The sequence below is a fragment of the Streptomyces sp. NPDC002776 genome (assembly GCF_053592195.1).
Map to the genome: position 1 here is coordinate 219,007 of NZ_JBSFVG010000008.1, position 25,464 is coordinate 244,470.

Below are 25,464 nucleotides of genomic sequence, written 5' to 3' on the forward strand. Positions count from 1 at the left end.
GACCGAGGAGCCGCCATGTCCGCCGTATCCGCCCCGTCCCGCCGCCCCCGCCGCTTCCTGCGGACGCTGGCCGTCACCGTGCTGACCGTCCCGTCGCTGCTCGCGATCGGCGGCGCCGCGGAGGCCGACACGGTCCAGGCGGCCAGGCACTACTCCCCGGTGGGCACGTGGAGCGCGCAGGTGCAGACCTCGATCCCGAGCGCCGGGACGACCAGCTTCACGTTCCTCGCCGACGGATCCATGGGCAACGACACCGACACCTGGTACCGCACGGGCCGGACCACGTTCTCGTACGACATCAAGCACCCGCACAAGGACGCGACCGGCGCGGTCGACGGGTCGGTCGTGGGGCACCAGGACGCCGTCATGAGCGACCGGGACCACTGGACCTCGCACGGCGTGTCCAAGGTCCTCGACCTCCAGGGCAACGTCGTGAGCAGCTTCACCGTGGACGTCGTCGCCACCCGGACCTCGTAACCGCCTCGACGAACGGAGTCCCCACCATGCGCGTGCTGTTCACCTCCCCACCCGCCCTGGGCCACCTCTTCCCGGTCATCCCGCTGGCCTGGGCGCTGCGCTCCGCGGGCCACGAGGTGCTCGTCGCCTCGTCCGACACGGCGGTGGACGCGGCGGTGAAGGCGGGCCTGCCCGTCGTCGACGTGTCCCCCGGCACCGACTTCGACCGGGTCTTCGGCGGCGGCCCGCAGCTCTCGCCCGCCGAGCTGGCGCAGCAGATGAAGGTGCGCGGCCAGGCGATCGTCAAGGCGGGCGGCGCCACCACCCCGGCCATGCTGGAGCGGTTCGCGACGGTGAGCGACCTGATGGCGGACGGCACGCTGCGGGTCGCCGAGGAGTGGCGGCCCGATCTGGTCGTGCACGGACGGCTCCAGGGCGCGGGGCTGCTCGCCGCGCGGCGGCTCGGGGTGCCGGCGGTGGAGCACGGGTTCGGGATGCTGCGCGAGGGCGGCTTCGCGCAGGGCTTCCTGCCCTACCTCGCCCCGTCCTTCGAACGCCACGGCGTGCCCGTGGAACTGCCCGCCCACGCGGTCCTGCACGTCGGCCCGCCGAGCCTGATGCGGGGCGAGGGCGCGGGCTGGACCATGCGGTACGTCCCCTACAACGCCGGGGGCGAACTGCCCGGCTGGCTCACCGCTCCCCGTCCGCGCGCCCGGGTCGCGGTCTCCCTGGGCACCATCGTGCCGAGGATGCTGGGCACCGGCGGTCTGGAGAAGCTGCTGGGGGCGGCCGCCGAGACCGACGCGGACTTCGTCGTCACGGGGATGAGCGAGCAGGACCTGCCCCGGCTGCCGGAGAACGTGCGCGTGGTGCGCTGGCTGCCGCTGAACGCGCTGCTGGAGCGGTGCGACGCCACCGTGCACCACGGTGGCTCCGGCTCCACCCTGACCGCGCTCACCTTCGGTCTGCCCCAGCTGCTGCTGCCCCACGGCGCGGACAACTTCGTCAACGCGGACGTCATCGACCGGGCGGGGCCGGGGCTGTCCGTGGACCCGCACGAGGTGACCACCGGCACGCTGGAGCGGCTGCTGACGGACCGGGCGCTGCGGGCGGCGGCCGAGCGGGTGGCCGAGGAGGTCAGGGCGCAGCCGGCACCGGCCCACATGGTCGGTGAGCTGGAGGCGTTCGCGGGTGCCTGAGCCGCCTCGGCGGCACGACCGCGGGACGGGGTGAGGGCTCCCTCATCCTGTCCCGCGGTCGTGCCGTACCGCTCAGAGGTTGTGGATACCGCCGTCCACCAGCAGCACCACACCGGTGGAGTACGCGGCCTCGGCCAGCGTCAGCACCGCCTGGGCGACGTCCTCGGGGGTGCCGATCCGGCGCAGCGGGGCGCCCGCGGTGACGGCCTCGCGCGGGCCGGTGAAGCCGGCGGTCCAGGGGGTGTCGATGAGGCCGGGGGCCACCGCGTTGACCCGGACGTCGGGACCGGCGACGTTGGCCAGCAGGCGCGTCAGATGGTTGATCGCCGCCTTGCTGACGGCGTACGGGATCGAGCTGCCGGTCGGCTTGACCCCGGCGATCGACGAGATGTTGACGATGGCTCCGCCGCCGTCGGCCTTCAGGTGCGGCATGGCCGCCACGCTCATCTGCCAGGTGCCGACCACGTTGACGTCCAGGATCTCCCGCCAGACGGCCGGTGAGGCGGCGGCGAGGTCGGCGTGCGGGATGAGCCGGGTGGCGCCCGCGTTGTTGACCAGCAGGTCGAGCCGGCCGAGCCGCTCCACCACCGTGTCCACGATCCGCGCCGCCTGCTCCTCCACCGCGATGTCGCCCTGCACATAGACGGCACCGGGCAGCGAGTCGGCGAGTTCCTTGCCCTCCTTGGGCGAGTTGCGGGAGTTGACCGCGACCCGGTAGCCCGCGGCTGCCAGGGTTTTCGCGGTCGCCTCGCCGATCCCGGACGTCGAACCGGTCACCAGGGCGACCCGCTGCATTGACATGGGTGTGCCTCCTTGGGGCGTACGGATCAGGGCGGGCGGATCAGGGCGTACGGATCAGGTGGTGCCGTCGTGGGTGACGCGCCGGTACCGGACGAGCCAGCCGCCCTCGTGGCGGACCAGGGTGTCCTCGGCATAGGTGTTCGCCGTGATCCGCGGCCGGCCGCCGCGCTCGGTGGCCATGGAGAAGGCGTAGTAACGGGTCTGTACGACGCCCTGCTCGTCCGGCGGATCCACTTCGAGCATGCCGAGCCAGTGGCGGCGGGTGATGCCCTCGGCGACGATCTGGTCCACCCTCTTCTGCGAGGCCGCGGCGATGTTCACGCGGCCGGTCAGCGGTTCGGCGACGTTCTGGTCGAAGACGCCGTCCTCGGTGAACGTGTCCGCCCACTCCTCGGCGGCGCCGTGGTCGAGCAGCCTCATCTGCCGGGCGTAGAACTGCTGGATCTGCTGGAAGAGGCTGCCGTCGCCGGCCTGGCCGGGCACGGCCGCGGCTTCGGTCATCGAGTTCTTCTCCTCGTTCTCGGCTGCGCGCGGAGGCCCCTCCGCGTCCCGGGCCGAGGGTGCCAGCGCGCTCTCAAGGTGAACTCGATTCATCGCACAGCGAGTGCGACGACCCTTCCCCACGACGTGAGCAGACAACCCACCTCGGAGGGAGACACGCATGAGGCTCGACGGAAGGGTCGCGGTCGTCACGGGCGGCACCAAGGGGCTCGGCCGACGGATCGTCGAGGCGTTCGCGCGCGAGGGCTGCAAGGTCGTCGCCGCGGGCCGGGACAAGAGCGCCGGCGCGGACCTGGTGGGGAGCGGCGGCGACATCGTCGTGCACGAGGCGGACGTACGGGACCCCGAGTCGGTGGACGAGCTGATGCGGGCGGCCGCCGAGTACTTCGGGCACCTGGACGTGGTGGTGGCCAACGCCGGGGTCAGCCGGCCGGGACCGGCGGCCCAGCTCGACCCCGCGGCCTTCGCGGACACCATGGCCACGAACCTCGGCGGGGTCTTCCACTGCACCCGTTCCGCGGTTCCCTACCTGGAGCGCAGTGAGTACGGCGGACGGATCGTCAACCTGTCCTCGGCGCTCGCCACCCGCGTCGCCCCGGGCGCGTCCGCCTACGCGGCGACCAAGGCTGCGGTGGAGATGTTCACCCGGGTGACTGCGGTGGAGCTCGCACCGAAGGGGATCACCGTCAACGCGCTGTGCCCGGGCCTGATCGACGAGGGCATGACCCGCTCGATCAAGGACAACGCGCGGGTCTGGGCGGTGTACGAGCCGAAGCTGGCGATGGGCCGCCTGGGCTCCCCCGACGAGGTCACCGCCGCGGCGCTGTTCCTCGCGGGGGCGGAGAGCTCGTACGTGAACGGGCATGTGCTGGAGGTGAACGGGGGCCTCAACTGGTAGCCGGGCCCCGGGTCGTCGCGACGGCCGGCGCTGACCGCGCCGGCCGTCGTGCGCTCAGGCGGTCGCCGCGCCGTTCGCGGCGAACGCGGCGTTGACCGCGGCCAGGTACGCGCGGGGGGTCTCCGCGACCGCCACCGCGTCCTCGTCGACGTCGATGCCGTGCTCGTTCTCGATCTTGCCGGTGATCTGGAGCACGGCCAGGGAGTCGTAGTTCAGATCGGTGAACGTCTTGTCGAGGATGTCGCCGTCCAGGTTGACCGTCTCGTCCGTTCCGGCGCAATCACGCAGCAGCGTGGTCAGGTCGTCGAGAGTGAATTCAGTCGGCATGGTGTCTCCGTCTCCTGCGTCGGGTTCTCATGTGGGGTCGCGGGTCCGGCGGGACGGGCTCAGTCCGCTGCCCGCACCACCATCGCCGCGTTGAAGCCGCCCCGGCCGCGGGCCAGCACCAGTGCGGTGCGCAGCGCCGCGGGGCGGGGCTTCCCGGTGACCAGGTCGAGGGTGAGACCCGGGCCGGGACCGTCGACGTTGACGGTCGGTGGGATCACCTGGTCGCGCAACGAGAGCAGGGCCGCGGCCAGGTCGAGTGAGGCGCCGCCCGAGGACAGCCGGCCGGTCATCGTCTTGGGTACGGTGACCGGAACGCCGTTCGGGCCGAAGAGCCCGGAAATGGCCTCCGCCTCCGCACGGTCCGCGGCGGTGCCGCCCGCGGCGTCCGCGAACACGACGTCCACGTCAGCGGGGGTCAGCCGTGCGTCGCGCAGCGCGAGTTCGGCGGCGTCCCGCAGGCGCGAGCCGCCCTCGCCCGGCGCCGGGTCGAAGGTGGCCGCGTACCCGGCGATCGTGCCGTACGTCTCGGCTCCCCGTTCCCGGGCGGCCGCCGCGTCCTCCGTGACGAGCAGGGCGCCCCCCTCGCCGGCGACATGCCCGGAGGCGTCGGCGGAGAACGGGAGATAGGCGCGGTCCGGATCGGTGACCGTGCTCAGCCGGCCGTCGGCGAGCTGGGCGACCCAGCCCCAGGGGCACAGCGCGGACTCGACCCCGCCGGTGACCACCAGGCGGATCCCCTTGCGCAGCTGCCGACGGGCCTGGGCGACCGCGTCGAGTCCGCCCGCCTGCTCGGTGACCAGCACCCCGCTGGGGCCGCGCAGCCCGTGCCGGATGGAGATCTGGCCGGTGTTGACGGCGTAGAACCAGGCGAACGACTGGTACGCGCTGACGTACCGTCCGCCCTTGCTCCACAGCGCTTCGAGCTCGCGCTGGCCGAACTCGAAGCCGCCCGCGGAGCTGGCGGTGACCACGCCCGCGGCGTAGTCGGGCAGTGCGGCGGGGTCGACGGCGGCGTCGGCGAGGGCCTCGTCCGCGACGGCGAGCGCCAGCCGGGTGACCTGGTCCGTCTGCGGCAGCAGCCGGCCGGGGGTGTGCTGGGCGGGGTCGAAGTCCCGGATCTCCCCGGCGAGGCGGGCCGGGTAGCGGGCGGCGTCGAAGCGGCTGATCTCCCGGATCCCGCTCTCCCCGGCGAGGGTCGCGCGCCACCACTCCTCCCGCCCGAAGCCGTTGGGCGCGGCCACTCCGATACCGGTGACGACCGGGGGCGCGGGGGCGGGGGCGGTCATCGTGCGTCTCCCTTCTCGGGGCGGATGAGGACCATCGCGCTCTGGAAGCCGCCGAATCCGCTGCCCACGCTGAGCACGACGTCGGTGCGCTGCTCCCGCGCGGTCAGCGGGGTGTAGTCCAGGTCGCAGGCCGGGTCGGCGGTGTGCAGGTTGGCGGTGGGCGGGATGACACCGTGCTCGATGACCAGGGCGCTGGCCGCGACCTCCAGGGAGCCGATCGCGCCGAGCGAGTGACCGATCATCGACTTGATGGAGCTGACCGGTATGTCGTGGGCGTGACTGCCCAGGCTGCGCTTGAAGGCGGCCGTCTCGTGCCGGTCGTTCTGCTTGGTGCCCGAGCCGTGCGCGTTGACGTACTGGACGTCGGTGGGGTCGAGCCGCGCCTCGTCCAGGGCGACCCGGATCGCCTCGGCCATCTCCCGGCCGTCATTGGTGAGACCAGTCATGTGGTAGGCGTTGCAGCGGGTGGCGAACCCGGCGATCTCGGCATAGATGTGCGCGCCCCGCCGACGGGCCCGGTCCAGCTCCTCCAGGACCAGGACGGCGGAGCCCTCGCCGAGCACGAAGCCGTTGCGGGTGGCGTCGAACGGCCGGGAGGCGGTCGCCGGGTCGTCGTTGCGCGGCGAGGTGGCCTTGATGGCGTCGAAGCAGGCGATGGTGATCGGCGAGATGGGCGCCTCGGTGGCACCCGCGATCATGACGTCCGCGCTGCCCTCCCGGATCAGTTCGACGGCGTGGCCGAGCGAGTCCAGACCGGAGGTGCAGCCCGTGGACACCATGGACACCGGCCCCTGGGCGCCGGTGCGCCAGGCGACCTCGGCGGCCATGGAACTGGGCACGAAGTAGTCGAAGAGATGCGGTACGGCGAGGGTGTGGTCCACCTCCCACGCGCTGCCGCCCTGGCTGACGACGTTGTACTCGGCGTCCAGGCCCATCGTGCAGCCGACCGCGCTGCCGAGGGTGACGCCCGTGCGCAGCGGGTCGAGATCCTGGTCGGCGCCGCTGTCACGGACCGCCTCCCGGGCGCTGACGAGGGCGAACTGGGCGGCGCGGTCCAGGCGTTCGGCCTCGGCGGCGCTGAAGCCGTGCTCCAGCGGGTCGAAGTCGGCCTCGGCGGCGATCCGCGACCTGAACTGGGAGGCGTCGAACGAGGTGATGGACCGGGTGGCGGTCCGGCCGGAGGTGAGCAGGGACCAGAACTCCTTCGTTCCCACCCCTCCTGGAGCGACCACACCGATTCCGGTGATGGCGACACGACGGTTCATCGGCTGCCCTTCATGAGTAACGGCTGCCCTTCATCAGTGGCTGCGCTCGCGGACGGATGGCGCGGCAGGTCCCGGCAGACCTGGCCCAGCAGTTCGGGCAGGGCCCGGCCCCGGACGAAGTGATGGTCGCCGGCGACGAGGTGCTGCCCGTGGAAGTCGTCGGCCCACGCCCGCCAGCCGTCCATCACCTCGGGACCGGCCAGCGGGTCGTCGGTGCCCGCGACCGTCAGCAGCGGGGTGGTGAGGGGGGCGTCGGCGACCCGGCGCAGCTCGCGGGCGAGCCGCAGGTCGTCACGGATCACACCCAGCGCCGTGCGCTGCCAGATGCCGCCGCGCGGGGTGCCCGGCTCGACCGCGCCGAAGGTCTCCAGCAGGTCGATCAGCAGGTCGTCGGGGAGTTCGGGGGCGTCCCCGAGTGCGGTGCGGGCGTCGGGCGGCGGACAGGCGCCCACCACCACGAGCGCCGGCCCGCGCCTGCCCGCCCGCTCCAGGGCACGGGTCACCGAGTACGCGATCAGCCCGCCCAGGCTGTGCCCGTAGAGGACGTACGGCTCCCCGGGCGGCGGTCCGTGCTGCCGCAGCAGGTCGGCGAAGAGTCCGCGGACCGAGGTGACGCGGGGCTCGCGGCGTCTGCGGTCGCGGCCGGGCAGCAGGACGGGTACCGGCCGTGCCGCCGTGCCCAGCACCGCGGGCCAGCCGCCGAACGCGGAGGTGCCGGCGCCCGCGTGCGGGAAACAGAAGAGCTTTGGGCCCGCTCCCACCGTCCCCGGGGGTGCCGCCGTGCGTGTCGTGATCCGAGCAGTACGGGTCATCGCCGCCTCTTGAGTCGTCACGGTGGCGGTCAGTCTGGGAAGGCCACCTCGACCACAGATGGAGCGGCAGTGGTGCCGCGTCGCGGGAGCGAACGGCCCGACGGGCCGTCGTCCGGGCCCTGAGGTCCCTTCAAGTGCCCTTCCAGAGCGGGCTGTGAGCATCCCCGCGTCGTTCGGACCTTCCGGAGCACCGTCAGGAGGATGTATGTCGGAGCAGGAGTCACGGACCGCCGTGGTGACCGGCGCGACCAGCGGGATCGGTCTCGCCACCACCCGGCTGCTGGCACAGCGGGGATACCGGGTCTTCATCTGCGCCCGTACCGAGGACAGTGTGCTGCGAACGGTCAAGGAACTGCGCGAGGAGGGACTCGACGTCGACGGCACGCCGTGCGACGTGCGGTCCACCGAGGACATCCGGCGTTTCGTCGGTGCCGCCGTCGACCGGTACGGCACGGTCGACGTCCTGGTCAACAACGCCGGCCGCAGCGGCGGCGGGGTCACCGCCGACATCACCGACGAGCTGTGGCTGGACGTCATCGGCACCAACCTCAACAGCGTGTTCCTGATGACCCGTGAGGTGCTGAACACGGGCGGGCTGCGGCACAAGGACTGGGGCCGCATCGTCAACATCGCCTCCACCGCCGGGAAGCAGGGCGTGGTGCTGGGCGCCCCCTACTCGGCCTCCAAGCACGGGGTGGTCGGCTTCACCAAGGCCCTCGGCAACGAGCTGGCGCCGACCGGGATCACCGTCAACGCGGTCTGCCCCGGCTATGTGGAGACGCCGATGGCGCAGCGGGTGCGCTCGGGATACGCGGCCGCGTACGACACCAGCGAGGAGCGGATCCTGGAGAAGTTCCAGGCGAAGATCCCGCTCGGCCGGTACTCCACCCCCGAGGAGGTCGCCGGGCTCGTCGGCTATCTGGTCACCGACGCCGCCTCCTCCATCACCGCGCAGGCGCTCAACGTCTGCGGCGGGCTCGGCAACTTCTGACCCCTCCGGCGTCTTCGGACCCGTCGAAAGAGGTGACACCGATCATGACCGTACGCGAGGTCGAGCACGAGATCACCGTCGAGGCTCCGGCAGCGGAGGTGTACCGGCTGATCGCCGAGGTGGAGAACTGGCCGCTGATCTTCCCGCCGTCCGTGCTCGTGGAGCGGGTGGAGCAGACGGGGAACGAGGAGCGGATCCGGATCTGGGCCACCGCCAACGGCACCGCGAAGAACTGGACCTCCCGCCGGGTCCTGGACCCCGGGGCGCTGACGATCACCTTCCGTCAGGAGGTGTCGGCGCCGCCCGTGGCCGCGATGGGCGGCACCTGGATCGCCGAGGCCCTGGCGCCGGAGCGCACCCGGCTGCGGCTGCTGCACGACTACCGGGCCGTGGACGACGACCCCAAGGGCCTGGAGTGGATCGATGAGGCCGTGGACCGCAACAGCCGCTCGGAGCTGGCCGCGCTGAAGACCAATGTGGAGCTGGCCACCGGCGCGCCCGACCTGAGGCTGTCCTTCGAGGACAGCGTCGAGATCGACGGCTCGGCCAAGGACGTGTACGACTTCATCAACGAGGCCGACCGGTGGCGCGAGCGGCTGCCGCACGTCGCCGCGGTGGATCTGCGCGAGGAGACCCCGGGCCTTCAGGTGCTGCGGATGGACACCCTGACCAAGGACGGCTCGTCCCACACCACCGAGTCCGTCCGCGTGTGCTTCCCGCACCACCGCATCGTCTACAAGCAGACCACGCTGCCCGCGCTGATGGCCCTGCACACCGGGTACTGGCAGCTCACCGAGGACGACCGGGGCGTCACCACCGCCACCTCCCAGCACACGGTGATCGTCAACACCGAGAACATCCAGGCGATCCTGGGCGAGGACGCGGGCGTCCCCGAGGCCCGGGTGTTCCTGCGCAACGCCCTGGGCACCAACAGCCGGGCCACCCTGGGCCACGCCAAGACGTACGCCGAAGCCAGGGCGCGCACGTGACCGGGAGTACGGCGCTGGAGGACGCGGTGCTGGAGGACGCGGACGCGTTCCGGCAGTGGTTCGCCGAGCGGCGGGCGGCGAACCACTACCGCGTGACGCCGGTGCCGCTCGACGAGCTGGACGGCTGGCACTTCGACCCGGCGACCGGGAACCTCGGGCACCGCAGCGGCGGCTTCTTCACCGTGGAGGGCATCGAGGCGTCCCTGGGCGAGGACGTCGGCAGCTGGACGCAGCCGATCATCATCCAGGACGAGATCGGCATCCTGGGGATCCTGGTCAAGCGGTTCGGCGGCGTCCCGTACTGCCTGATGCAGGCGAAGATGGAGCCCGGCAACGTGAACACGCTCCAGCTGTCGCCGACGGTCCAGGCGACGCGCAGCAACTACACGCGCGTGCACCGCGGGAGCGCGGTTCCCTTTCTGGACTTCTTCGTGGACCCCCGGCGGGGCAGGCGGGTCTTCGACTCCCTGCAGTCCGAGCAGGGCTCCTGGTTCCTCGCCAAACGCAACCGCAACATGATCGTCGAGGTCCCCGAGGACGCCGAGGTGCCCGCGCACGACAGCTTCCGCTGGGTGAACCTCGCGCTGCTGAAGGAGCTGCTGCGGATCGACAACGTCGTCAACATGGACTCCCGGACCGTGCTGTCGGGGCTGCCCTTCCTGTACGACGACGCGCCGGACCGGGGCCTGCCGGCACCGCACACGGCGGCGGAGATCCTCAGCTGGTTCACCGAGGCGCGCAGCAATCACGTACTGGAGCGGCGGCGGATCCCGCTGAACCAGGTCAAGGGCTGGAGCCGGGGCCCGGAGCGGATCGAGCACGAGCGGGGCGCCTTCTTCACCGTGCTCGGGGTCGACGTGGAGGCCAGCAGCCGGGAGGTGGCCCGCTGGTCGCAGCCACTGCTCGCCCCCGTCGACCGGGGCGTGGTCGCCTTCCTGGCCCGGCGCGGCGGACCGGACGCGGACTGGCAGTTGCTCGTGCACGCCCAGAGCGAGGCGGGCACCTCCGACGTGGTCGAGATGTCGCCGACGGTGAACTGCGTGCCGCAGAACTACGCCCATCTGCCCGAGCGGCAGCGGCCCCCGTTCCTCGACGCCGTGCTGTCCGCGCCGCCGTCCCGGATCCACGTCGACACCGTGCTCTCCGAGGAGGGCGGCCGGTTCCACCACGCCGAGAACCGCTATCTCCTGGTGGAGGTCCCGGACGACTTCCCCGCCGACGTGCCCGAGGACTACATCTGGATGACCCGGCGCCAGCTCACCGGCTTCGTCCGCTACGGCAACCACGTCAACGTGGTCGCGCGCTCACTGCTCGCCTGCCTGATGGACTAGGGAGACCCCGGATGTCCGACCCGGTACGCCTGGGGCTCCTCGGCTGCGCCGACATCGCGGTCCGCAAGGTGCTCCCCGCCCTGGCCGCGGCCCCCGCGAGCGGGCTGCGGCTGGCCGCGGTGGCCAGCCGTACGCCCGAGAAGGCCGAGGAGGTGGCCGCCCGCTTCGGCGCGCGGGCCGTCGCCGGGTACGAGGAGCTGCTGGCGGACCCCGAGGTCGAGGCGGTGTACATCCCGCTGCCGCCCGCGCTGCGCGCGCCGTGGGTACGGGCGGCACTCGACGCGGGCAAGCATGTGTTCGCGGAGAAACCGCTGACCACCGACCCGGCGCGAACGGCCGACCTGGCGGCGCGGGCCGAGGCGTCCGGTCTGGCGCTGATGGAGAACTACATGTTCGTCCACCACTCCCAGCACCACTGCGTACGGGACCTGGTGGCCGACGGTGCTATCGGCGAACTGCGCTCCTTCCAGGCCGCGTTCACCATCCCGCCCCGCCCCGCCGACGACCACCGGCTGCGCTCCGGCCTCGGAGGCGGGGCCCTGCTGGACGGGGCGGGCTATCCGATTCGGGCCGCCCAGTTCTTCCTCGGCGACGACCTCGAAGTGCTCGGGGCGAGCCTGAAGCCGCACGCCACCCATGACGTGGACATCGCGGGCGACGCCCTGCTGCGGCACTCCGGCGGTGTCACCGCCCAGATCGGCTTCGGCATGGAGCACTTCTACGTGTCCCGCTACCAACTCCTGGGCAGCACCGGCCGGATCACCGTGGACCACGCCTTCACCACACCCCGGGACCACCGCCCGGTGATCCGCGTCGACCGCCAGGACCACCAGGAGCTGCGCACCCTGCCGGCGGACGACCAGTGCGCGAACACCCTCTCCCGTTTCGCCGCCGCCGTCCGCACCGGCGCCCCCACGGGCCTTGCGACGAGCGTCGCCCAGAGCCGTGTCATCGCGGCGATACGACATTTCCCGGAATCGCCCGGCCGTTCAGGAAAGGTTCAGTAAAACATTGCGCGGGCCGGTTGCGGAAATCGATTCGGCCCATTGACGACTGCCGCCGTGGCGGCCACCTTTGTGGCGAAAAGCAATTCCCTCGGCCACGAGAGCTGGTACGCCCATGAGCAGAATGCGGCGCTGCGTCACTTCCGTCCTGACGGCCGCAGCCGTCACCGCGACAATCTTCGTCTGGCCCACGGCGGAATCCGCGCGGGCATTTCCCGCGACGCCCAAGCAGACCGTGCTGAACTACCTCCGCACCATCACGGGGAACTCCATCGTCTCCGGACAGCACAACAAGGAGCCCGCTACCGCGCCCGGCCAGTACACGCAGCAGGTCAAGGACGTGACCGGGCAGTACCCCGGGCTGTGGGGCGGTGACCTGATGTTCAACGCCACCGACGTGGCCAACCGCCAGCGGGTGATCGACCAGGCGAAGACCGAGTGGGCGAACGGCTCGCTGGTCACCCTGACCTGGCATGTCTGCCCGCCGACCGGCGGCAGCAGCTGCCCCTTCGAGGGCGGCGTGAAGTCGAACATAACCAACGCGCAATTCTCCCAGATCATCACCTCGGGAAGCGCCCTGAACAATGCCTGGAAGCGGCGTCTCGACGAAGTCGTGCCCTACCTCCAGCAACTGAAGAACGCGGGCGTTCCGGTTCTCTTCCGGCCACTGCACGAAATGAACGAATCGTGGAACTGGTGGGGAAACCGGCCCGGAGCGAACGGCAGTGCGCGCCTCTATCAGATCACCCGCGACTACCTCGCCGGCACGAAAGGGCTGGACAATCTGATCTGGGTCTGGAACGTCCAGGACAATCCCGCGGGCGGCTGGAACACGTACTACCCGGGCCATCAGTACGTGGATGTCGTCTCGCTGGACGTCTGGTACAAGAACCACCCCAGTGCCGCCGACTACCAGCAGATGCAGAGCATCGCGGGGACCAAGCCCATGGCCCTCGCCGAAATGGGCAAGGTGCCGAACTCCACCCTGCTGAACAGCCAGACCAGGTGGGCGTGGTTCATGATGTGGTCCGAGCAGCTGCGCGGGAACAACACCAACGCCGAGATCCAGGCGGCGTACTTCCACCCCCGTGTGCTGAACCAGGGTGAGGTCGTGCTGCCCTGACGGTGCCGGTCACAGCCAGCCGTGCAGTGCCCGCAGGAACCCCGCCGGATCGTCACGGTGGACGGTGTGCCCGGCACCGTCCACCGTGCGGACGTGCCAGCCGCGGCGGCGCAGTGCGGCGGCGGGCGCCGGCGGAATCCGCTCGCTGGGACCGGCGAGCAGGGCGAGCGAGGGGACGGCGGGGGCGCCCGGCAGGCCGGGCAGGTGCTGGAGCGCGGTGACCGACGCGGGGTCCCAGGTCGCGAGGGCCTGCTGCTCGGCGGTGATGTCGTCGTCGTGCCACCTCGGATGGGCGGCGCGCAGCTCCCGCCGGCCGGCGTGCTTGCCGGCCCGCAGGGCGTCCAGGTCCCGTGGCCGGGGCAGCCAGGCGGGATCGCAGTGGACGGCTCGGGCGCAGCCGAGTCCCGGTACGGCGAGCAGCAGGGCGGCCGAGCCCAGGGAGTGGCCGATGGCGAGGTCGGGCGCCACGGGCAGGGTGTCGAGCAGGGCGGCGGCGAGCGCGGTGGGCGTGTACCCGGGGGCGGGCCCGCTGGCGCCGTGGCCGGGCAGGTCCACGGCGACCACCCGGTAGCCGTGCCCGGCGATCGCCGGGGCGACCCGGCTCCAGCCCCGCGAGTCCGACATGATGCCGTGCACCAGGACGGCCGTACGGGGCCCGTCGCCCCAGACCCGGACCGCGAGCATGGGTCCCTCCCGGTGAGGTCAGTCGGTGTCCCGCGGCGGCGGCGCGCTGCTGCCGCGGGGCAGCAGCACCGGGGTCGCGGCCGGGCCGGACGAGGGGTTGCGCCGGTGGACGACGTCGAACAGCCGGCGGGTGACATCGGCCCCGAACCCGAAGACGTCGTGGCTCATGGCCGACAGGTTGGGATGGGTCAGCTGGCACAGCTGGGAGTCGTCCCAGGCGATCAGGCTGACGTCCTTCGGCACGCTCAGGCCCATCTCGGCGGCCACGGACAGACCCGCCACGGCCATGATGTCGTTGTCGTAGATGATCGCCGTGGGCCGCTCCCGGGAGGCGAGCAGCGACCGGGTGGCCCGGGCGCCCTGCTCCCCGGAGTAGTCGGTGGTGAGGCTGCGGGCGGGCTCCAGGCCCAGTTCCGCCACCATCGCGTCGAGCGCGGCGGTACGGATCACGGTGTGGCCGAGCGCCGGGTGGCCGCCCACCCGGGCGATGCGCCGGTGGCCGAGGGCGGCGAGGTAGCGCACCGCCTCGTGCACCGCGGTCGCGTCGTCGGTCCACACCGAGGTGAAGTCGCCCGTCAGGGACGGGTGTCCGACGGCGACGGCGGGCAGCCCGATCGTCGCCAGCTCGGTGATCCGCGGGTCGTCGTGCTGGATGTCGACCAGGATCGACCCGGCGATCCGGCGGGACTGCCACCACTGGCGGTGGACGGCGATCTCCTGGGCGGTGTCCCGCACGAGGTGCAGCAGGAGCGAGCAGCCCTGCTCCTCCAGCACGGACTCGGCGCCGGAGATGAACTCCATGTAGAAGGGCTCCAGGCCGAGTTGCCGCGCCGGCCGGGCGATGACCAGGCCGACGGTGTCGCCCGCGCCGGTCGCCGAACCGGACAGCTTGATCGCCGCCTGGTTCGGCACCCAGCCCAGCTCCGCGACGGCGGCCATGATGCGCTCACGCGTGGCCTCCGAGACCCCGGGGCGGTTGTTGAAGGCCAGGGAGACCGCGCCCCGGGACACACCGGCGCGGGCTGCCACGTCCGAGATCGTGACGCGCCTCGGCCGGCGTGCCCCCTCATTCACGGACGGCTCCCGGCGTTGACGCAGAACAGCGCCGCCCGGGCGGCCTCCGCGGCGGGCCGCGCGCCGGTGACCCGCCATGTCGTGCTCTCGCCGGGCAGGAGCGTCACCCGCCCGTGGTCGGTACGGGCGTCCGCGTCCAGCCGGTCGGCCTGCAGCAGCAGGTCCCGTACGAGCGTGCCGGCCGTGACCGTGATCAGCGCGCCGTCGTCGCCGTCCGCGCTCACCTCCACCTCGTAGGAGGCGGCGGGGTAGGTGAACTCCCGGTCCGGGCAGGCGAAGTGCACCGCGCGCAGCCCGTCCGCGTCGGCGACCAGGAACTCCCGGCGCGCGTCGCCGAAGCGTGCGACCGACTCCGGCAGCCGCTCCAGGGCCACCTCCCGTCCGGCCGCCTTCAGCGCGACCTCGGCGTGGGCCAGCACCGTCCCGTCCGCACGGATCCGGCGGACCGTCACGGTGGTGTCCCAGACCGCCGCGCCCTGGTTGCAGCCCGCGAGCACCAGCTCGCCGTCGCGGTCCTGGATCGTCAGCAGCCGGTCGGCGTACAGGCGGCGCAGCTCGAACCAGAGGGGCTTGAGGCGGCCGTCGCCGTCGATCGCCGCCCAGGACGTGACCGGCCAGCAGTCGTTGAGCTGCCACAGCACCGTGCCCGCGCAGCGCGGCCAGTGGGAGCGCCAGTGCTCGACGCCCGCGGCCACGGCCCGCGCCTGGTTGAGCTGGGTCAGGTAGTGCCAGGTGTCGAAGTCGGCGGGCTCGGTGAAGTGCGGGGCGAGGCCCCGGTTCAGCTTGCCGTTGCCGTCCTCCGCCTTCTGGTGGTGCAGCATGCCGGGTGAGTCCGCCGCCAACGGCCGCTCCGTCAGGGCGCGTTCCAGCGTGGCGAGCGCGGGCGGCGCCTGCCAGCCGAACTCGGCGACGAAGCGCGGCACGGTGGTGAGGTAGTCGCTGTAGTCACGGCGGTTCCACACCTCCCAGGAGTGCGCGGTGCCGTGGTCGGGGTCGTTGGGAGTGTGGTCCCACGATCCCGACCAGGGGCTGCCCGCCCAGTACGGCCGGGTCGGGTCCGTCTGCGCCACGATGCGCGGCAGCAGGCCGAGGTAGTAGCCCTCGCCCCAGGAGTCGCCGGCCAGGGCCTGCTCCCAGTCCCAGTCGGCGAAGCCCCACAGGTTCTCGTTGTTGCCGTTCCACAGGACCAGCGACGGATGGGGCATCAGCCGGGTCACGTTCTCCCGGGCCTCGGCCTCGATCTCCGAGCGCAGCGGCTGCTCCTCGGGGTAGGCGGCGCAGGCGAACAGGAAGTCCTGCCAGACCATCAGGCCCAGTTCGTCGCACACGTCGTAGAAGGCCCGGTCCTCGTAGATGCCGCCGCCCCACACGCGCACCAGGTCCACGCCCGCCTGGGCGGCCTGGGTGAGGCGGGTGCGGTAGCGGTCGGCGGTGACGCGGGCGGGGAAGGCGTCGTCGGGGATCCAGTTCACGCCCCGGGCGAAGACCGGGGTGCCGTTGACGACCAGGGTGAAGGCGCTGCCTTGGGCGTCCGCCGAGGTGTCGAGCTCGATCGTGCGGAAGCCGATGCGGCGCTCCCAGCTGTCCAGGGCCTGGCCGCGGTCGGCATCGCCGAGGACGACGGTGCACCCGTACAGCGGCTGCTCGCCGTACCCGCGCGGCCACCACAGCCGCGCGTCCGGCACCCGCACCGTCACCGTCGCGGCGTGCTCCCCGGGTGCGACGGCGATCTCCGCGGACGCGTCCCCGACCGTGGCCACCAGCCGCAGGGCGCGGTCGTGTCCGGTCGCCGTGCGGTCCAGGTCGACGACGATCTCGGCGACACCGGTGCCGTCCTCGGCGACGGTGACCCGCGGACGGACCGCGGCCAGCCGGGCCGTGGACCACTGCTCGATGCGCGCCTCGCGCCACACCCCGGCCGTCACCAGGGTGGGACCCCAGTCCCAGCCGAACGAACAGGCCATCTTGCGTACGTAGTTGAACGGCTCGGGATAGGAGTTGGGCCGCTCCCCCAGCGCGGCCCGCACCGCCTCGGCCTCGGTGTAGGCGGAGGTGAAGGCGATGTCGAGCGGGGCGGGCCCGTCCGCCAGCAGGTCGGTGACGTCGTACCGGTAGGACCGGTGCATGTTGCGGGTACGGCCCAGCAGCCGGCCGCCCACGCGTACCGCGGCGACCGTGTCCAGACCGTCGAAGACCAGGTCCGCACGCTCGAACGCCCCGTCCCGCGCGGGCAGTTGAGTCGCATATGTCCAGTCGGCACGGCCCACCCAGGCGACCTCTTCCTCGTTGCGGTCGAGGTAGGGGTCGGCCAGCCATCCCGCCGCCATCAGGTCGGTGTGGACGCAGCCGGGAACCCGGGCCGGCACGGCGGTCCCGGCCAGCCCCGGGGGCGCCTGCTCGGGGGTGTGACGGTCGGTGTTCAGGCGCAGCGTCCAACCCTGGGACAGCGGGGTGCGGACCTTCATGCGGGACTCCTCGTGAGACGTGGTGCGGGCGCGGTGCGGGCGGGTCATTTGGTGGAACCGGCCGCGAAGCCGCTGTAGATGAAGCGCTGGAGCGCCAGGAAGACGATCAGGGTCGGCACGATCACCAGGATCGCGCCGGCGGAGATGGTCTCCCAGTGGGCGCCGAAGGGACCCTTGAACCGGAACAGGGCGGTGGAGATGGTGCCCAGCTCGGGGTCGGGCATGTAGAGGAAGGGCACGTAGAAGTCGTTGTAGACGGCGATGCCCTTGACGATGACGACCGTGGCCACGGCCGGCCGCAGCATCGGAAAGATGATCTTCCGGTAGATCGTCCAGTGGCTCGCCCCGTCGATACGCGCGGCCTCGTCCACGGACATCGGGATGGAGCGGATGAACTGCAGGAAGATGTAGATGGAGACGATGTCGGTACCGGTGTAGAGCAGGATCGGGGCCCAGCGGGTGTTGAAGGCGCCCAGTTCGTCGATCACTTGGAAGGTGGCGACCTGGGTGGTGACACTCGGGACCAGCGTGGCCAGCAGGAACAGGCCCATCACGAGCTTCTTCAGCCGGAACTGGAAACGGTCGATGGCGTAGGCGGTCATCGAGCCGATCAGTACGGTCCCGACGGTGGAGACCACGAGGATCAGCGCGGTGTTGCCGAACGCCCGCAGCATCGCGCCCTGTTCGAAGGCGGTGGCGTAGTTGGCGAAGTTGAACCAGTTGCCGGGGGGCGACAGCGGCCCGTCGTTCGCCACCTCCGACTGGGTCTTCAGCGACGTCAGCAGGACGACGCCGAGCGGGACGACGACCACGGCCGAGGCCAGCACCAGCGAGAGGTACTTCAGGAAGACGGCGGTCCGGGAGAGCGCGCCGCCGCGGGTGTCGGTGGTCACGAGAGCTCCACCCTCTCCTCGGGGATCAGCCGGCGCTGGACCCAGGTGATCAGCAGGATCAGGACCAGCAGGACGACGGCCGAGGCGGACGCCAGGCCGACCTTGTCGAACTGGAAGGCGAGCTTGACCGTCTGGATGACGAACGTCTCCGTGCCGTTGGCGCCGCCGGTCATGATGTACGGGATCTCGAAGACGGCCAGGGAGCCGGAGACGGCGAGGACGAAGCTCAGGCTGATGATGGGCTTGATGCTCGGCGCGATGATGTGCCGGAACTGCTGCCAGCGGTTGGCGCCGTCCAGCTGTGCCGCCTCGTACAGGTGCGGCGGGATCGACTGGATGGCGCCCAGGAAGAGCACCATGTTCAGCCCCATGAAGCGCCACACCGAGACCCCCGCCAGCGAGGGATTGGCCAGATCCGCGTCGCCCAGCCACAGACGCTCGCCCTCGACGCCGACCATGCGCAGCAGCGTGTCGAGCGTTCCGTCGGGCTGGAAGAAGTACAGGAACACGAAGCCGACGGCCACCCCGTTGATCAGGTAGGGGAAGAACAGCAGGCCCTTGAACAGGTTGCGGAACCGGGTGTCGAAGCTGAGGACCGTCGCGAAGTACAGGGCGAGAGCGATCTGCACGACGGAGGCCACCAGGTAGAAGCCGCTGACGAGGAACACCTCGAACCGGGCGGGCCGCGTGACCAGGTCGGTGTAGTTCTCCCCGCCCACGTAGGAGCGGGTGGGGCTGACACCGTCCCAGTCGGTGAAGCTGTAGCCGATCATGTCGGCCACCGGGAGATAGGTGAACATCACCAGCAGCGTCAGCGGGGCGGCCAGGAAGAGCCAGGGGGTCAGGGCCGTGGCGCGGTGGCGTCTGCCGGTGCCTGGCCGGCCGGCGCCGGGCTCGGGAGGCGGTGCGCTTCCCCGGCCGGCGGCAGGTGCCCCGGCGCGGGTCTTCTGGGCAGCGGTCATCTCATGGTTCCTCGTGGTGGGTTCCCGGTCGGGCCTGCTGAGCGGCGGCGGCACGGCGATCGAGGGGCGCGTGCCGTCCCGGTGCGGCCGGGACGGCCCTGCGCGGTGGTGTCCGCCGTAGCGTGGTGCGGTCAGCCGCCGAGGGTCTGCTGCGCCTCGGACCACTTGCCGTTCAGCTCGTCGAAGTAGCTGTCCATGTCGCCGTCGGCGGCGCCGCGGGCGACGTCCACCAGCTTCTGCCGGTAGTCCTGAGCGGTGATACCGACCTCGGACGCCTTGTCGATCTCGCTGACCTCGGCCCGCTTCTTCTGGTGCTGCTGGATCAGGGTGACATCGTTGTCGGCGAAGTCCTCGAGTGTGTCCGGCAGCGGGGTGCCCTTGACGGAGGAGATGGATCCCTCGGCGGCGGCCTGGCCGGACTTGGTGATGTACCAGTCGATCCACGCCCGGGCGGCGGCCTTCCGGTCGGAGTGGACGTTGACCGCGTACTGGTAGTCAGGGCGCAGCACGGAGCAGAACTTCCCGTCCTTCTGCGCGGGGAACGGCATGAACCCGATGTCCTCGGGGTTCTCACCGGCCGCCTCGGCCGCGGCCGTCATCTGGGAGATCGCCCAGGAGCCGAGCCACATCGACGCGACCTCGCCGGTCGCGATCCGGGACTTGGAGTCCTCCCAGTTGGTGGTGGTGGGGTCGGTCTCGGAGAGCTTCTTGTCGACGATCGTGTAGAGGAGCTTGTCGATCGTGTGCAGGTCCGAGCCCTCGCTCCAGGGCTCCTCCGTCGTCGCCAGCGCGTCGTAGGCACCGGGGTCGCAGGCGGGGGAACCCACCGCGTTCGTCCAGTTGGTGAGCGGCCAGCCGTCCTTGTAGTTCGTGTAGTACGGCGTGACGCCGGTCTTCGCCTTGATCGTCTGGAGGTCCGCGACGAACTCCTCGGGCGTGGCGGGCCATTCGGTGATGCCGGCCTTCTTCCAGACCGCCTTGTTGTAGACGAACCCGTTGGCCACACCGATGTTGGCGAGGCCGTAGACCTGGCCGTCCACGGTGGCGTGGTCGGTGTAGTCGAACTTCGCCGACAGTTCCTCGGCCTTGCCCAGGGGGGCGAAGAAGGTGGGGTACTGCTCCACGGACAGGGAGTTGGGGATCAGCAGGACGTCACCGTACTTGTCGGTGTTCATCCGGATCTTGGTCTCGCCCTCGTAGTCGGTCAGTCCCTCGAACTTGACCTTCACACCCGGGTACACCTTGCGGAACTCCGCGGCGTACTTCTTCAGGGTGCCGTCGGCTATCTGGTCCGTCCGGTTGGTGAGGACAGTGATCTCGCCCGACACCTTCGCCGGATCGCTCGGCGGAGCGGCGATCTCGCCACGCTGGTCGTCCTCCTGACCGCTACAGGCTGTGGCCGCCACCATGGTCGCAGCCACAAGAGCCACCCAACTTCTCCGCATCCCCGCCACCTCTCATCGCGAACTGTCGACGCCAGACCGAGCAGAACGCCGCGTTCGACCACGGCACCCCCGGCCTGATGAGCGCTCAACGTAGACGTAACGTCGTGGCAATGTCCATAGACCGGTCTAGATCGATTTCCCCAATCCTGACGGCCTTGATCTGCGGCTTTACTAAACCATGACTAAATCGGACCGGGCCGGGACGCACGCTGTGGCGGAGCTGCGCGCACCGCTGGACATCGTTGTCAAAGGCGTGCTCCGATAGGGGCGCCGTCCCCCTCCAGCACCCACCCCACTCCCCCGGAGACCGATCACGATGAGTAGTCAGGAAAGTGCCGCCCCCACCCTGGGCGATGCCCTGATAGCCGCCCTCGACATAGGGGGGACCAAGATCGCGGGTGCGCTCGTCACGAGGGACGGCACCCTCGTCCACCGCGTGCGCCGCCCCACCCCGGCCCAGGGCTCGGCGGACACCCTCCTCGACACGGTGCACCACGTGCTGGACGCCCTGGCCGCCGACCCGCGGTGGGACACCGTCCGCGCCCTCGGCATCGGCAGCGCCGGCCCGGTCGACCTGGCGCACGGATCCGTCAGCCCCGTGAACATCCCCGCCTGGCGCGGCTTCCCGCTCGTCGCGGCGGTCGGCGCCCACCCGGCGCTGGCGCGCCTACCCGTCGTCCTGGCGGGCGACGCGGTGGCCATGGCCGCGGCCGAGCACCGCCACGGCGCGGCGCGCGGCCACGGAAACGCCCTGTGCCTGGTGGTGTCCACGGGCGTGGGCGCCGGTCTGGTCCTCGACGGCCGGGTCCGCCACGGCCGCACCGGCAACGCCGGTCACCTCGGGCACATCAGCGTCGACTTCGACGGCGACCCCTGCCCGTGCGGTGCGCGCGGCTGCCTGGAGGGCATCGCCAGCGGTACGGCCATCACCCGCCACGCGCTCTCGCTCGGCTGGCGCCCGCCCGCGACGCCGGACGCCTCGGCGGTCGCCACCGCGGCCCGGGCCGGCGACCCGGCCGCCGTAGCCGCCTTCGACCGTGCGGCCCGCGCCCTGGCAGCGGGCATCGCGGCCACGGCCGCCCTGGTCGAGATCGACATCGCGGTGATCGGCGGCGGCGTCGCCCAGGCGGGCGAGGTCCTCTTCTCCCCCCTCACCCACCACCTGCGCCGCTACGCGGCCATGCCGTTCCTGAACCATCTGCACGCCGTCCCGGCCGAGTTGGGCCCGGACTCCGGCCTGGTGGGCGCAGCGACCCTGGCGGAGACGGCAGCTCAGGAACCCTTGGCGGCAGGCTCCAGAATCGCCACGCACTCCACATGATGAGTCATCGGAAACAGATCGAACACCCGCAACGTCCGCACCCGATACCCCCCGTCCCGGAAGTACCCCAAGTCCCGCGCCAGCGCCGCCGGATCGCAGGCCACGTACGCGATGCGCCGGGCGCCCAGGGACGACAGGTGTGCCACCGTCTTGCGGCCCGCGCCCGCCCGCGGCGGGTCCAGGACGATGAGGTCGACCTCCGTGATACCCGTGCGCGGCAGCACCGCCTCGACCTTGCCCTGTTCGATCCGGACCCGGTCGAAGTCCGCGAGGTTGTGCCGGGCGTCCTCGACCGCACGCTTGCCGGACTCGATGCCGAGCACCGCGCCCTGGTCGCCGAGGCGGTCGGCGAGGGCGCCCGCGAAGAGGCCGACGCCGCAGTACAGGTCGAGCGCCATGTCGCCCTTGCGCGGCAGCAGTCCCTGCATCACCGCCGTGACCAGGGTGTCCGCCGCCTTCGGGTGGACCTGCCAGAAGCCGCCGCTGCCCACGCGGTGCGTCCGGCCGTCGGCCCGCTCACGGACGAAGGCGCGGCCGTGGACGCGGTGAACGCCGCCGTCCTTCTCCTCGACCCGCATGACGGACACCGGCTTGTTCAGCTCGACCAGGGGGAGCCGCGCGCCCGGCCTGGGCTCGAGGATCACCATGCGGTCCTGGGAGCCGGTCGCCGCGATGGCCTCCACGGACGCCATCCCGGACCAGTCACGGTCCTCGATGCCCAGCTCGCTCACACCCTCGGCCGCGATCATGCAGTGCTCGATCGGCTCGACCTCGTGCGAGCGGTGCCGGCGCAGACCCGCGCGGCCCGTCTCGGCGTCCACCGCGTACTGCACGCGCGTGCGCCACTGCGGCACCTGCCCGGCGGGCAGCTTGTCGCCCTCGGCGGGCATCACCGTGCCGTCCCAGCCGGCCTCCTCGGGCGTGAGCCCGGCGAGCCGCGCCAGCTGCTCCGTGACGACCTCGCCCTTGAGCCGCCGCTGCGCCCCCGGCTTGGCGTGCTGCCAGTCGCAGCCGCCGCAGCGGCCGGGGCCGGCGTACGGACAGGGCGCCTCGATGCGGTCCTTGGACGCGTCGAGCACCTCGACGGCGTCCGCGCGCAGGAAGCGGGCGCCCTCCTCACCCTCGGTGACCCGGGCGACCACCCGCTCCCCGGGCAGCGTGTGCCGCACGAAGAGGACCTGGCCCTCGTCGGTGCGGGCGATGCAGTGGCCGCCGTGGGCGACGGGGCCGACCTCGACCTCGTACTCCAGCCCCACCAGCGACTTCTTCGGTTCTGCCTGCATGGCGGGGTGACTCCAGGTGCGTAGAGGTTCGAGCCGGGACAACAGCCGCCGGGACAACAGCCCACCAGTCTACGACTGTTTCGAGGACTCCTTCGCCCGCTCCTGAGCCGGCCCCCGCCGCACGGAACCCGGCGCGGTCCAGTCCTGCCGCTTGCGGGCCCGCTTCTTCGCGACCTCGGAGGACTGCAGCTGGTAGGGCACCGACGTCACCATGACACCCGGCGTGAACAGCAGCCGCCCCTTCAGCCGCAGGGCGCTCTGGTTGTGCAGCAGATGCTCGTACCAGTGGCCGACGACGTACTCGGGGATGATCACGGACACGGCCTCGCGCGGCGACTCGCGGCGCAGGTTCTTGACGTACTCGATGATCGGCCGGGTGATCTCGCGGTAGGGCGAGTCGAGGACCTTCAGCGGTACGTCGATGCCGCGCCGCTCCCACTCGGCCTTGAGGGACTTGGTCTCGGCCGGGTCGACGTTGACGCTGAGCGCTTCCAGGGTGTCGGTACGCATCAGCTTGGCGTACGCGAGGGCGCGCAGCGTGGGCCGGTGGATCTTGGAGACCAGGACCACGGAGTGCACCCGGGAGGGGCGGACGCTGTCGTCGGTCGGGCCGTCGGGCGCCGCGATCTCCTCGGAGACCCGGTCGTAGTGCTTCCGGATCGCGGACATGGTCGCGTAGAAGATCACCATGCCGAGCAGGGCGACCCAGGCGCCGTGGGTGAACTTGGTGACCAGGACGACGACCAGGACCAGGCCGGTGAAGAAGGCGCCGAAGGTGTTGATCGCGCGGGAGCGGATCATACGGCGGCGCTTGGCCGGGTCGGTCTCGGTGCGCAGATGGCGGTTCCAGTGCCGGACCATGCCGGTCTGGCTCAGCGTGAAGGAGACGAACACGCCGACGATGTAGAGCTGGATCAGCCGCGTGGAGTCGGCGCCGTAGATCCACACCAGCAGGATGGCCGCGCCGGCCAGCAGCACGATGCCGTTGGAGAACGCGAGGCGGTCGCCGCGGGTGTGCAGCTGGCGGGGCAGGTAGCGGTCCTGGGCGAGGATCGAGCCGAGCAGCGGGAAGCCGTTGTACGCGGTGTTCGCCGCGAGGAACAGGACCAGGGCCGTGGCGGCGGCGAGCAGGAGGAAGAGGAACGAGCCGTCACCGAAGACGGCGGCCGCGACCTGCGAGATCACCGGGTGCTGGACGTAGTCGCTGCCGACGGGCACGCCGTCCTCGATGAGGTCCTTGGCCGGGTTCTCCGCCATGTGCACATCGGTGGCCATGGCGAGCCCGATGATGCCGCAGAACATGGTGACCGCGAGGCCGCCCATCAGGGCGAGGGTGGTCGCCGCGTTCCTCGACTTGGGCTTGCGGAAGGCGGGGACGCCGTTGCTGATCGCCTCGACACCGGTGAGCGCGGCACAGCCGGAGGAGAAGGCGCGCAGCAGCAGGAAGACCAGCGCGAAGCCGGCCAGGCCCTCGTGCTCGGGCTTGATCTCGAAGTCGGCGGTGGGCGACTTCATGGTCTCGTCGAGGACCAGGCCCTGGAACGCGCCCCAGGCGATCATGAGGAAGACACCGGCGACGAAGACGTACGTCGGGATCGCGAAGAGCTTGCCGGACTCCTTCACCCCGCGCAGGTTCATCAGCGTCAGCAGCACGATGATGCCGATCGCGCAGAACACCTTGTGCTCGACGACGAACGGGATGGCGGAACCCAGGTTCTCCACGCCGGAGGAGATGGACACGGCCACGGTGAGCACGTAGTCCACGAGCAGCGCGCTGGCCACGGTCAGCCCGGCCCTGGGGCCGAGGTTGGTGTTGGCCACCTCGTAGTCGCCGCCGCCGCTCGGGTAGGCGTGCACGTTCTGCCGGTAGGAGGCGACGACCGTGAACATCAGGACGACGACCGCGACCGCGATCCAGGGGCTGAAGTGGTACGCCGACACGCCCGCGATGGAGAGGACCAGCAGCACCTCGCCGGGCGCGTAGGCCACGGAGGAGAGCGGGTCGGAGGCGAAGACGGGCAGTGCGATGCGCTTCGGCAGGAGCGTTTCCCCGAGCCGGTCACTGCGCAGTGCGCGCCCGATCAGGATCCGTTTGGGCACGTCGGTCAGTTTGGACACAACAGAGGATCGTAGGCGTTCGAACGGGCTGCCGCCCACCCGCCACCCCCCTTACGGGCGGCCCCTGCTCTCCGGGTGAAAACGGGGGTGGCGCGGCTGCGGATTCCGCAGGCCGGAGCGTCGGCATGTCTATATGACTAAACCCGCTGGTTCTGCCCGCCGTTGCCGCCCTCCGGAGGTCCCATGGACACCACCGCCCAGCTGATCGGCGCCGCCGCCGCGCTCGTCGGCCTCGG

General features: G+C 71.4%; 24 protein-coding genes. 9 read left to right on the forward strand and 15 right to left on the reverse strand.

Translation table 11 applies throughout. The annotated features are described in order from the left end of the window. Positions 1-15 precede the first annotated feature (15 nt). Positions 16-477, forward strand: a complete 462-nt coding sequence (locus tag ACWD11_RS18615) for a hypothetical protein (protein WP_389420000.1) — start codon at positions 16-18, stop codon at positions 475-477. Positions 478-503: 26 nt separating this feature from the next. Continuing rightward, positions 504-1,655, forward strand: a complete 1,152-nt coding sequence (locus ACWD11_RS18620; protein WP_389420001.1) for a nucleotide disphospho-sugar-binding domain-containing protein — start codon at positions 504-506, stop codon at positions 1,653-1,655. 72 nt (positions 1,656-1,727) lie between these two features. Here the strand turns inward: ACWD11_RS18620 and ACWD11_RS18625 are convergent, their stop codons facing one another. Then, complete coding sequence (locus ACWD11_RS18625) at positions 1,728-2,456, reverse strand: SDR family NAD(P)-dependent oxidoreductase (protein WP_451284127.1); 729 nt, start codon at positions 2,454-2,456, stop codon at positions 1,728-1,730. Between the two features lie 54 nt (positions 2,457-2,510). Continuing rightward, on the reverse strand, positions 2,511-2,957 hold the full coding sequence (locus ACWD11_RS18630; RefSeq protein ID WP_451284129.1) for a nuclear transport factor 2 family protein: 447 nt from the start codon (positions 2,955-2,957) through the stop codon (positions 2,511-2,513). A gap of 160 nt (positions 2,958-3,117) precedes the next feature. On the opposite strand from ACWD11_RS18630, the gene ACWD11_RS18635 reads away from it, so the two are divergent. Beyond that, entirely contained in the window at positions 3,118-3,855 is a 738-nt protein-coding gene (locus ACWD11_RS18635) for an SDR family NAD(P)-dependent oxidoreductase (protein ID WP_389420004.1), read from the forward strand. 54 nt (positions 3,856-3,909) lie between these two features. Here the strand turns inward: ACWD11_RS18635 and ACWD11_RS18640 are convergent, their stop codons facing one another. The 4 genes from ACWD11_RS18640 to ACWD11_RS18655 are packed head-to-tail and all read right to left on the reverse strand — an operon-like array spanning position 3,910 to position 7,545. Then, positions 3,910-4,182 carry a phosphopantetheine-binding protein gene (locus ACWD11_RS18640; protein ID WP_389420005.1) on the reverse strand — a complete coding sequence of 91 codons (273 nt, stop codon included), beginning with the start codon at positions 4,180-4,182 and terminating at the stop codon, positions 3,910-3,912. Between the two features lie 59 nt (positions 4,183-4,241). Then, complete coding sequence (locus ACWD11_RS18645; protein ID WP_451284132.1) at positions 4,242-5,468, reverse strand: ketosynthase chain-length factor; 1,227 nt, start codon at positions 5,466-5,468, stop codon at positions 4,242-4,244. Then, entirely contained in the window at positions 5,465-6,733 is a 1,269-nt protein-coding gene (locus ACWD11_RS18650) for a beta-ketoacyl-[acyl-carrier-protein] synthase family protein (RefSeq protein ID WP_451284134.1), read from the reverse strand. Before ACWD11_RS18650 ends, ACWD11_RS18645 begins: the two co-directional genes overlap by 4 nt. Beyond that, positions 6,730-7,545 carry a thioesterase II family protein gene (locus ACWD11_RS18655; protein WP_389420008.1) on the reverse strand — a complete coding sequence of 272 codons (816 nt, stop codon included), beginning with the start codon at positions 7,543-7,545 and terminating at the stop codon, positions 6,730-6,732. The genes ACWD11_RS18650 and ACWD11_RS18655 overlap by 4 nt, the downstream gene beginning before the upstream one ends. A gap of 205 nt (positions 7,546-7,750) precedes the next feature. On the opposite strand from ACWD11_RS18655, the gene fabG reads away from it, so the two are divergent. From fabG to ACWD11_RS18675, 4 genes are read left to right on the forward strand one after another with little or no spacing between them, the layout of a single operon-like run. Then, complete coding sequence (fabG, locus tag ACWD11_RS18660) at positions 7,751-8,536, forward strand: 3-oxoacyl-ACP reductase FabG (protein WP_389420009.1); 786 nt, start codon at positions 7,751-7,753, stop codon at positions 8,534-8,536. A gap of 44 nt (positions 8,537-8,580) precedes the next feature. Next, positions 8,581-9,525 carry an aromatase/cyclase gene (locus tag ACWD11_RS18665; protein ID WP_389420010.1) on the forward strand — a complete coding sequence of 315 codons (945 nt, stop codon included), beginning with the start codon at positions 8,581-8,583 and terminating at the stop codon, positions 9,523-9,525. Beyond that, the gene (locus ACWD11_RS18670) at positions 9,522-10,856 is read left to right on the forward strand and encodes an NDP-hexose 2,3-dehydratase family protein (RefSeq protein WP_389420011.1); all 1,335 of its coding nucleotides are present in this window, start codon (positions 9,522-9,524) and stop codon (positions 10,854-10,856) included. The genes ACWD11_RS18665 and ACWD11_RS18670 overlap by 4 nt, the downstream gene beginning before the upstream one ends. Positions 10,857-10,867: 11 nt before the next feature. Further along, positions 10,868-11,863 (forward strand): Gfo/Idh/MocA family protein, encoded by a 996-nt coding sequence (locus ACWD11_RS18675; RefSeq protein ID WP_389420012.1) that lies wholly within the window; start codon positions 10,868-10,870, stop codon positions 11,861-11,863. Here the strand turns inward: ACWD11_RS18675 and ACWD11_RS18680 are convergent. Beyond that, entirely contained in the window at positions 11,846-12,052 is a 207-nt protein-coding gene (locus ACWD11_RS18680; protein ID WP_451284137.1) for a hypothetical protein, read from the reverse strand. The two genes, ACWD11_RS18675 and ACWD11_RS18680, sit on opposite strands and share 18 nt — an antisense overlap. Before the next feature lie 43 nt (positions 12,053-12,095). Here ACWD11_RS18680 and ACWD11_RS18685 point away from each other — a divergent pair, with 43 nt between their 5' ends. Next, positions 12,096-12,983 carry a glycosyl hydrolase gene (locus ACWD11_RS18685; protein WP_389420014.1) on the forward strand — a complete coding sequence of 296 codons (888 nt, stop codon included), beginning with the start codon at positions 12,096-12,098 and terminating at the stop codon, positions 12,981-12,983. Between the two features lie 9 nt (positions 12,984-12,992). Here ACWD11_RS18685 and ACWD11_RS18690 read toward each other — a convergent pair whose 3' ends face one another. The 6 genes from ACWD11_RS18690 to ACWD11_RS18715 form a co-directional block, all read right to left on the reverse strand. Continuing rightward, entirely contained in the window at positions 12,993-13,667 is a 675-nt protein-coding gene (locus tag ACWD11_RS18690; protein ID WP_451284139.1) for an alpha/beta fold hydrolase, read from the reverse strand. A gap of 18 nt (positions 13,668-13,685) precedes the next feature. Next, a complete protein-coding gene (locus ACWD11_RS18695; RefSeq protein ID WP_451284141.1) occupies positions 13,686-14,696 on the reverse strand; it encodes a LacI family DNA-binding transcriptional regulator in 1,011 nt (336 codons plus the stop codon). A gap of 41 nt (positions 14,697-14,737) precedes the next feature. After that, a complete protein-coding gene (locus ACWD11_RS18700; protein WP_451284143.1) occupies positions 14,738-17,206 on the reverse strand; it encodes a glycoside hydrolase family 2 protein in 2,469 nt (822 codons plus the stop codon). 44 nt (positions 17,207-17,250) lie between these two features. Further along, on the reverse strand, positions 17,251-18,099 hold the full coding sequence (locus ACWD11_RS18705; RefSeq protein ID WP_451284145.1) for a carbohydrate ABC transporter permease: 849 nt from the start codon (positions 18,097-18,099) through the stop codon (positions 17,251-17,253). Next, complete coding sequence (locus ACWD11_RS18710) at positions 18,096-19,061, reverse strand: carbohydrate ABC transporter permease (RefSeq protein ID WP_389420019.1); 966 nt, start codon at positions 19,059-19,061, stop codon at positions 18,096-18,098. The genes ACWD11_RS18705 and ACWD11_RS18710 overlap by 4 nt, the downstream gene beginning before the upstream one ends. Positions 19,062-19,192: 131 nt before the next feature. After that, on the reverse strand, positions 19,193-20,506 hold the full coding sequence (locus tag ACWD11_RS18715; RefSeq protein WP_451284147.1) for an ABC transporter substrate-binding protein: 1,314 nt from the start codon (positions 20,504-20,506) through the stop codon (positions 19,193-19,195). 316 nt (positions 20,507-20,822) lie between these two features. Here ACWD11_RS18715 and ACWD11_RS18720 point away from each other — a divergent pair, with 316 nt between their 5' ends. Further along, complete coding sequence (locus tag ACWD11_RS18720; RefSeq protein ID WP_451284149.1) at positions 20,823-21,827, forward strand: ROK family protein; 1,005 nt, start codon at positions 20,823-20,825, stop codon at positions 21,825-21,827. Here ACWD11_RS18720 and ACWD11_RS18725 read toward each other — a convergent pair. Next, the gene (locus ACWD11_RS18725; protein ID WP_389420022.1) at positions 21,779-23,110 is read right to left on the reverse strand and encodes a class I SAM-dependent RNA methyltransferase; all 1,332 of its coding nucleotides are present in this window, start codon (positions 23,108-23,110) and stop codon (positions 21,779-21,781) included. The two genes, ACWD11_RS18720 and ACWD11_RS18725, sit on opposite strands and share 49 nt — an antisense overlap. A gap of 69 nt (positions 23,111-23,179) precedes the next feature. Next, entirely contained in the window at positions 23,180-25,228 is a 2,049-nt protein-coding gene (locus ACWD11_RS18730) for an APC family permease (protein ID WP_389420023.1), read from the reverse strand. Positions 25,229-25,464: the final 236 nt, after the last annotated feature.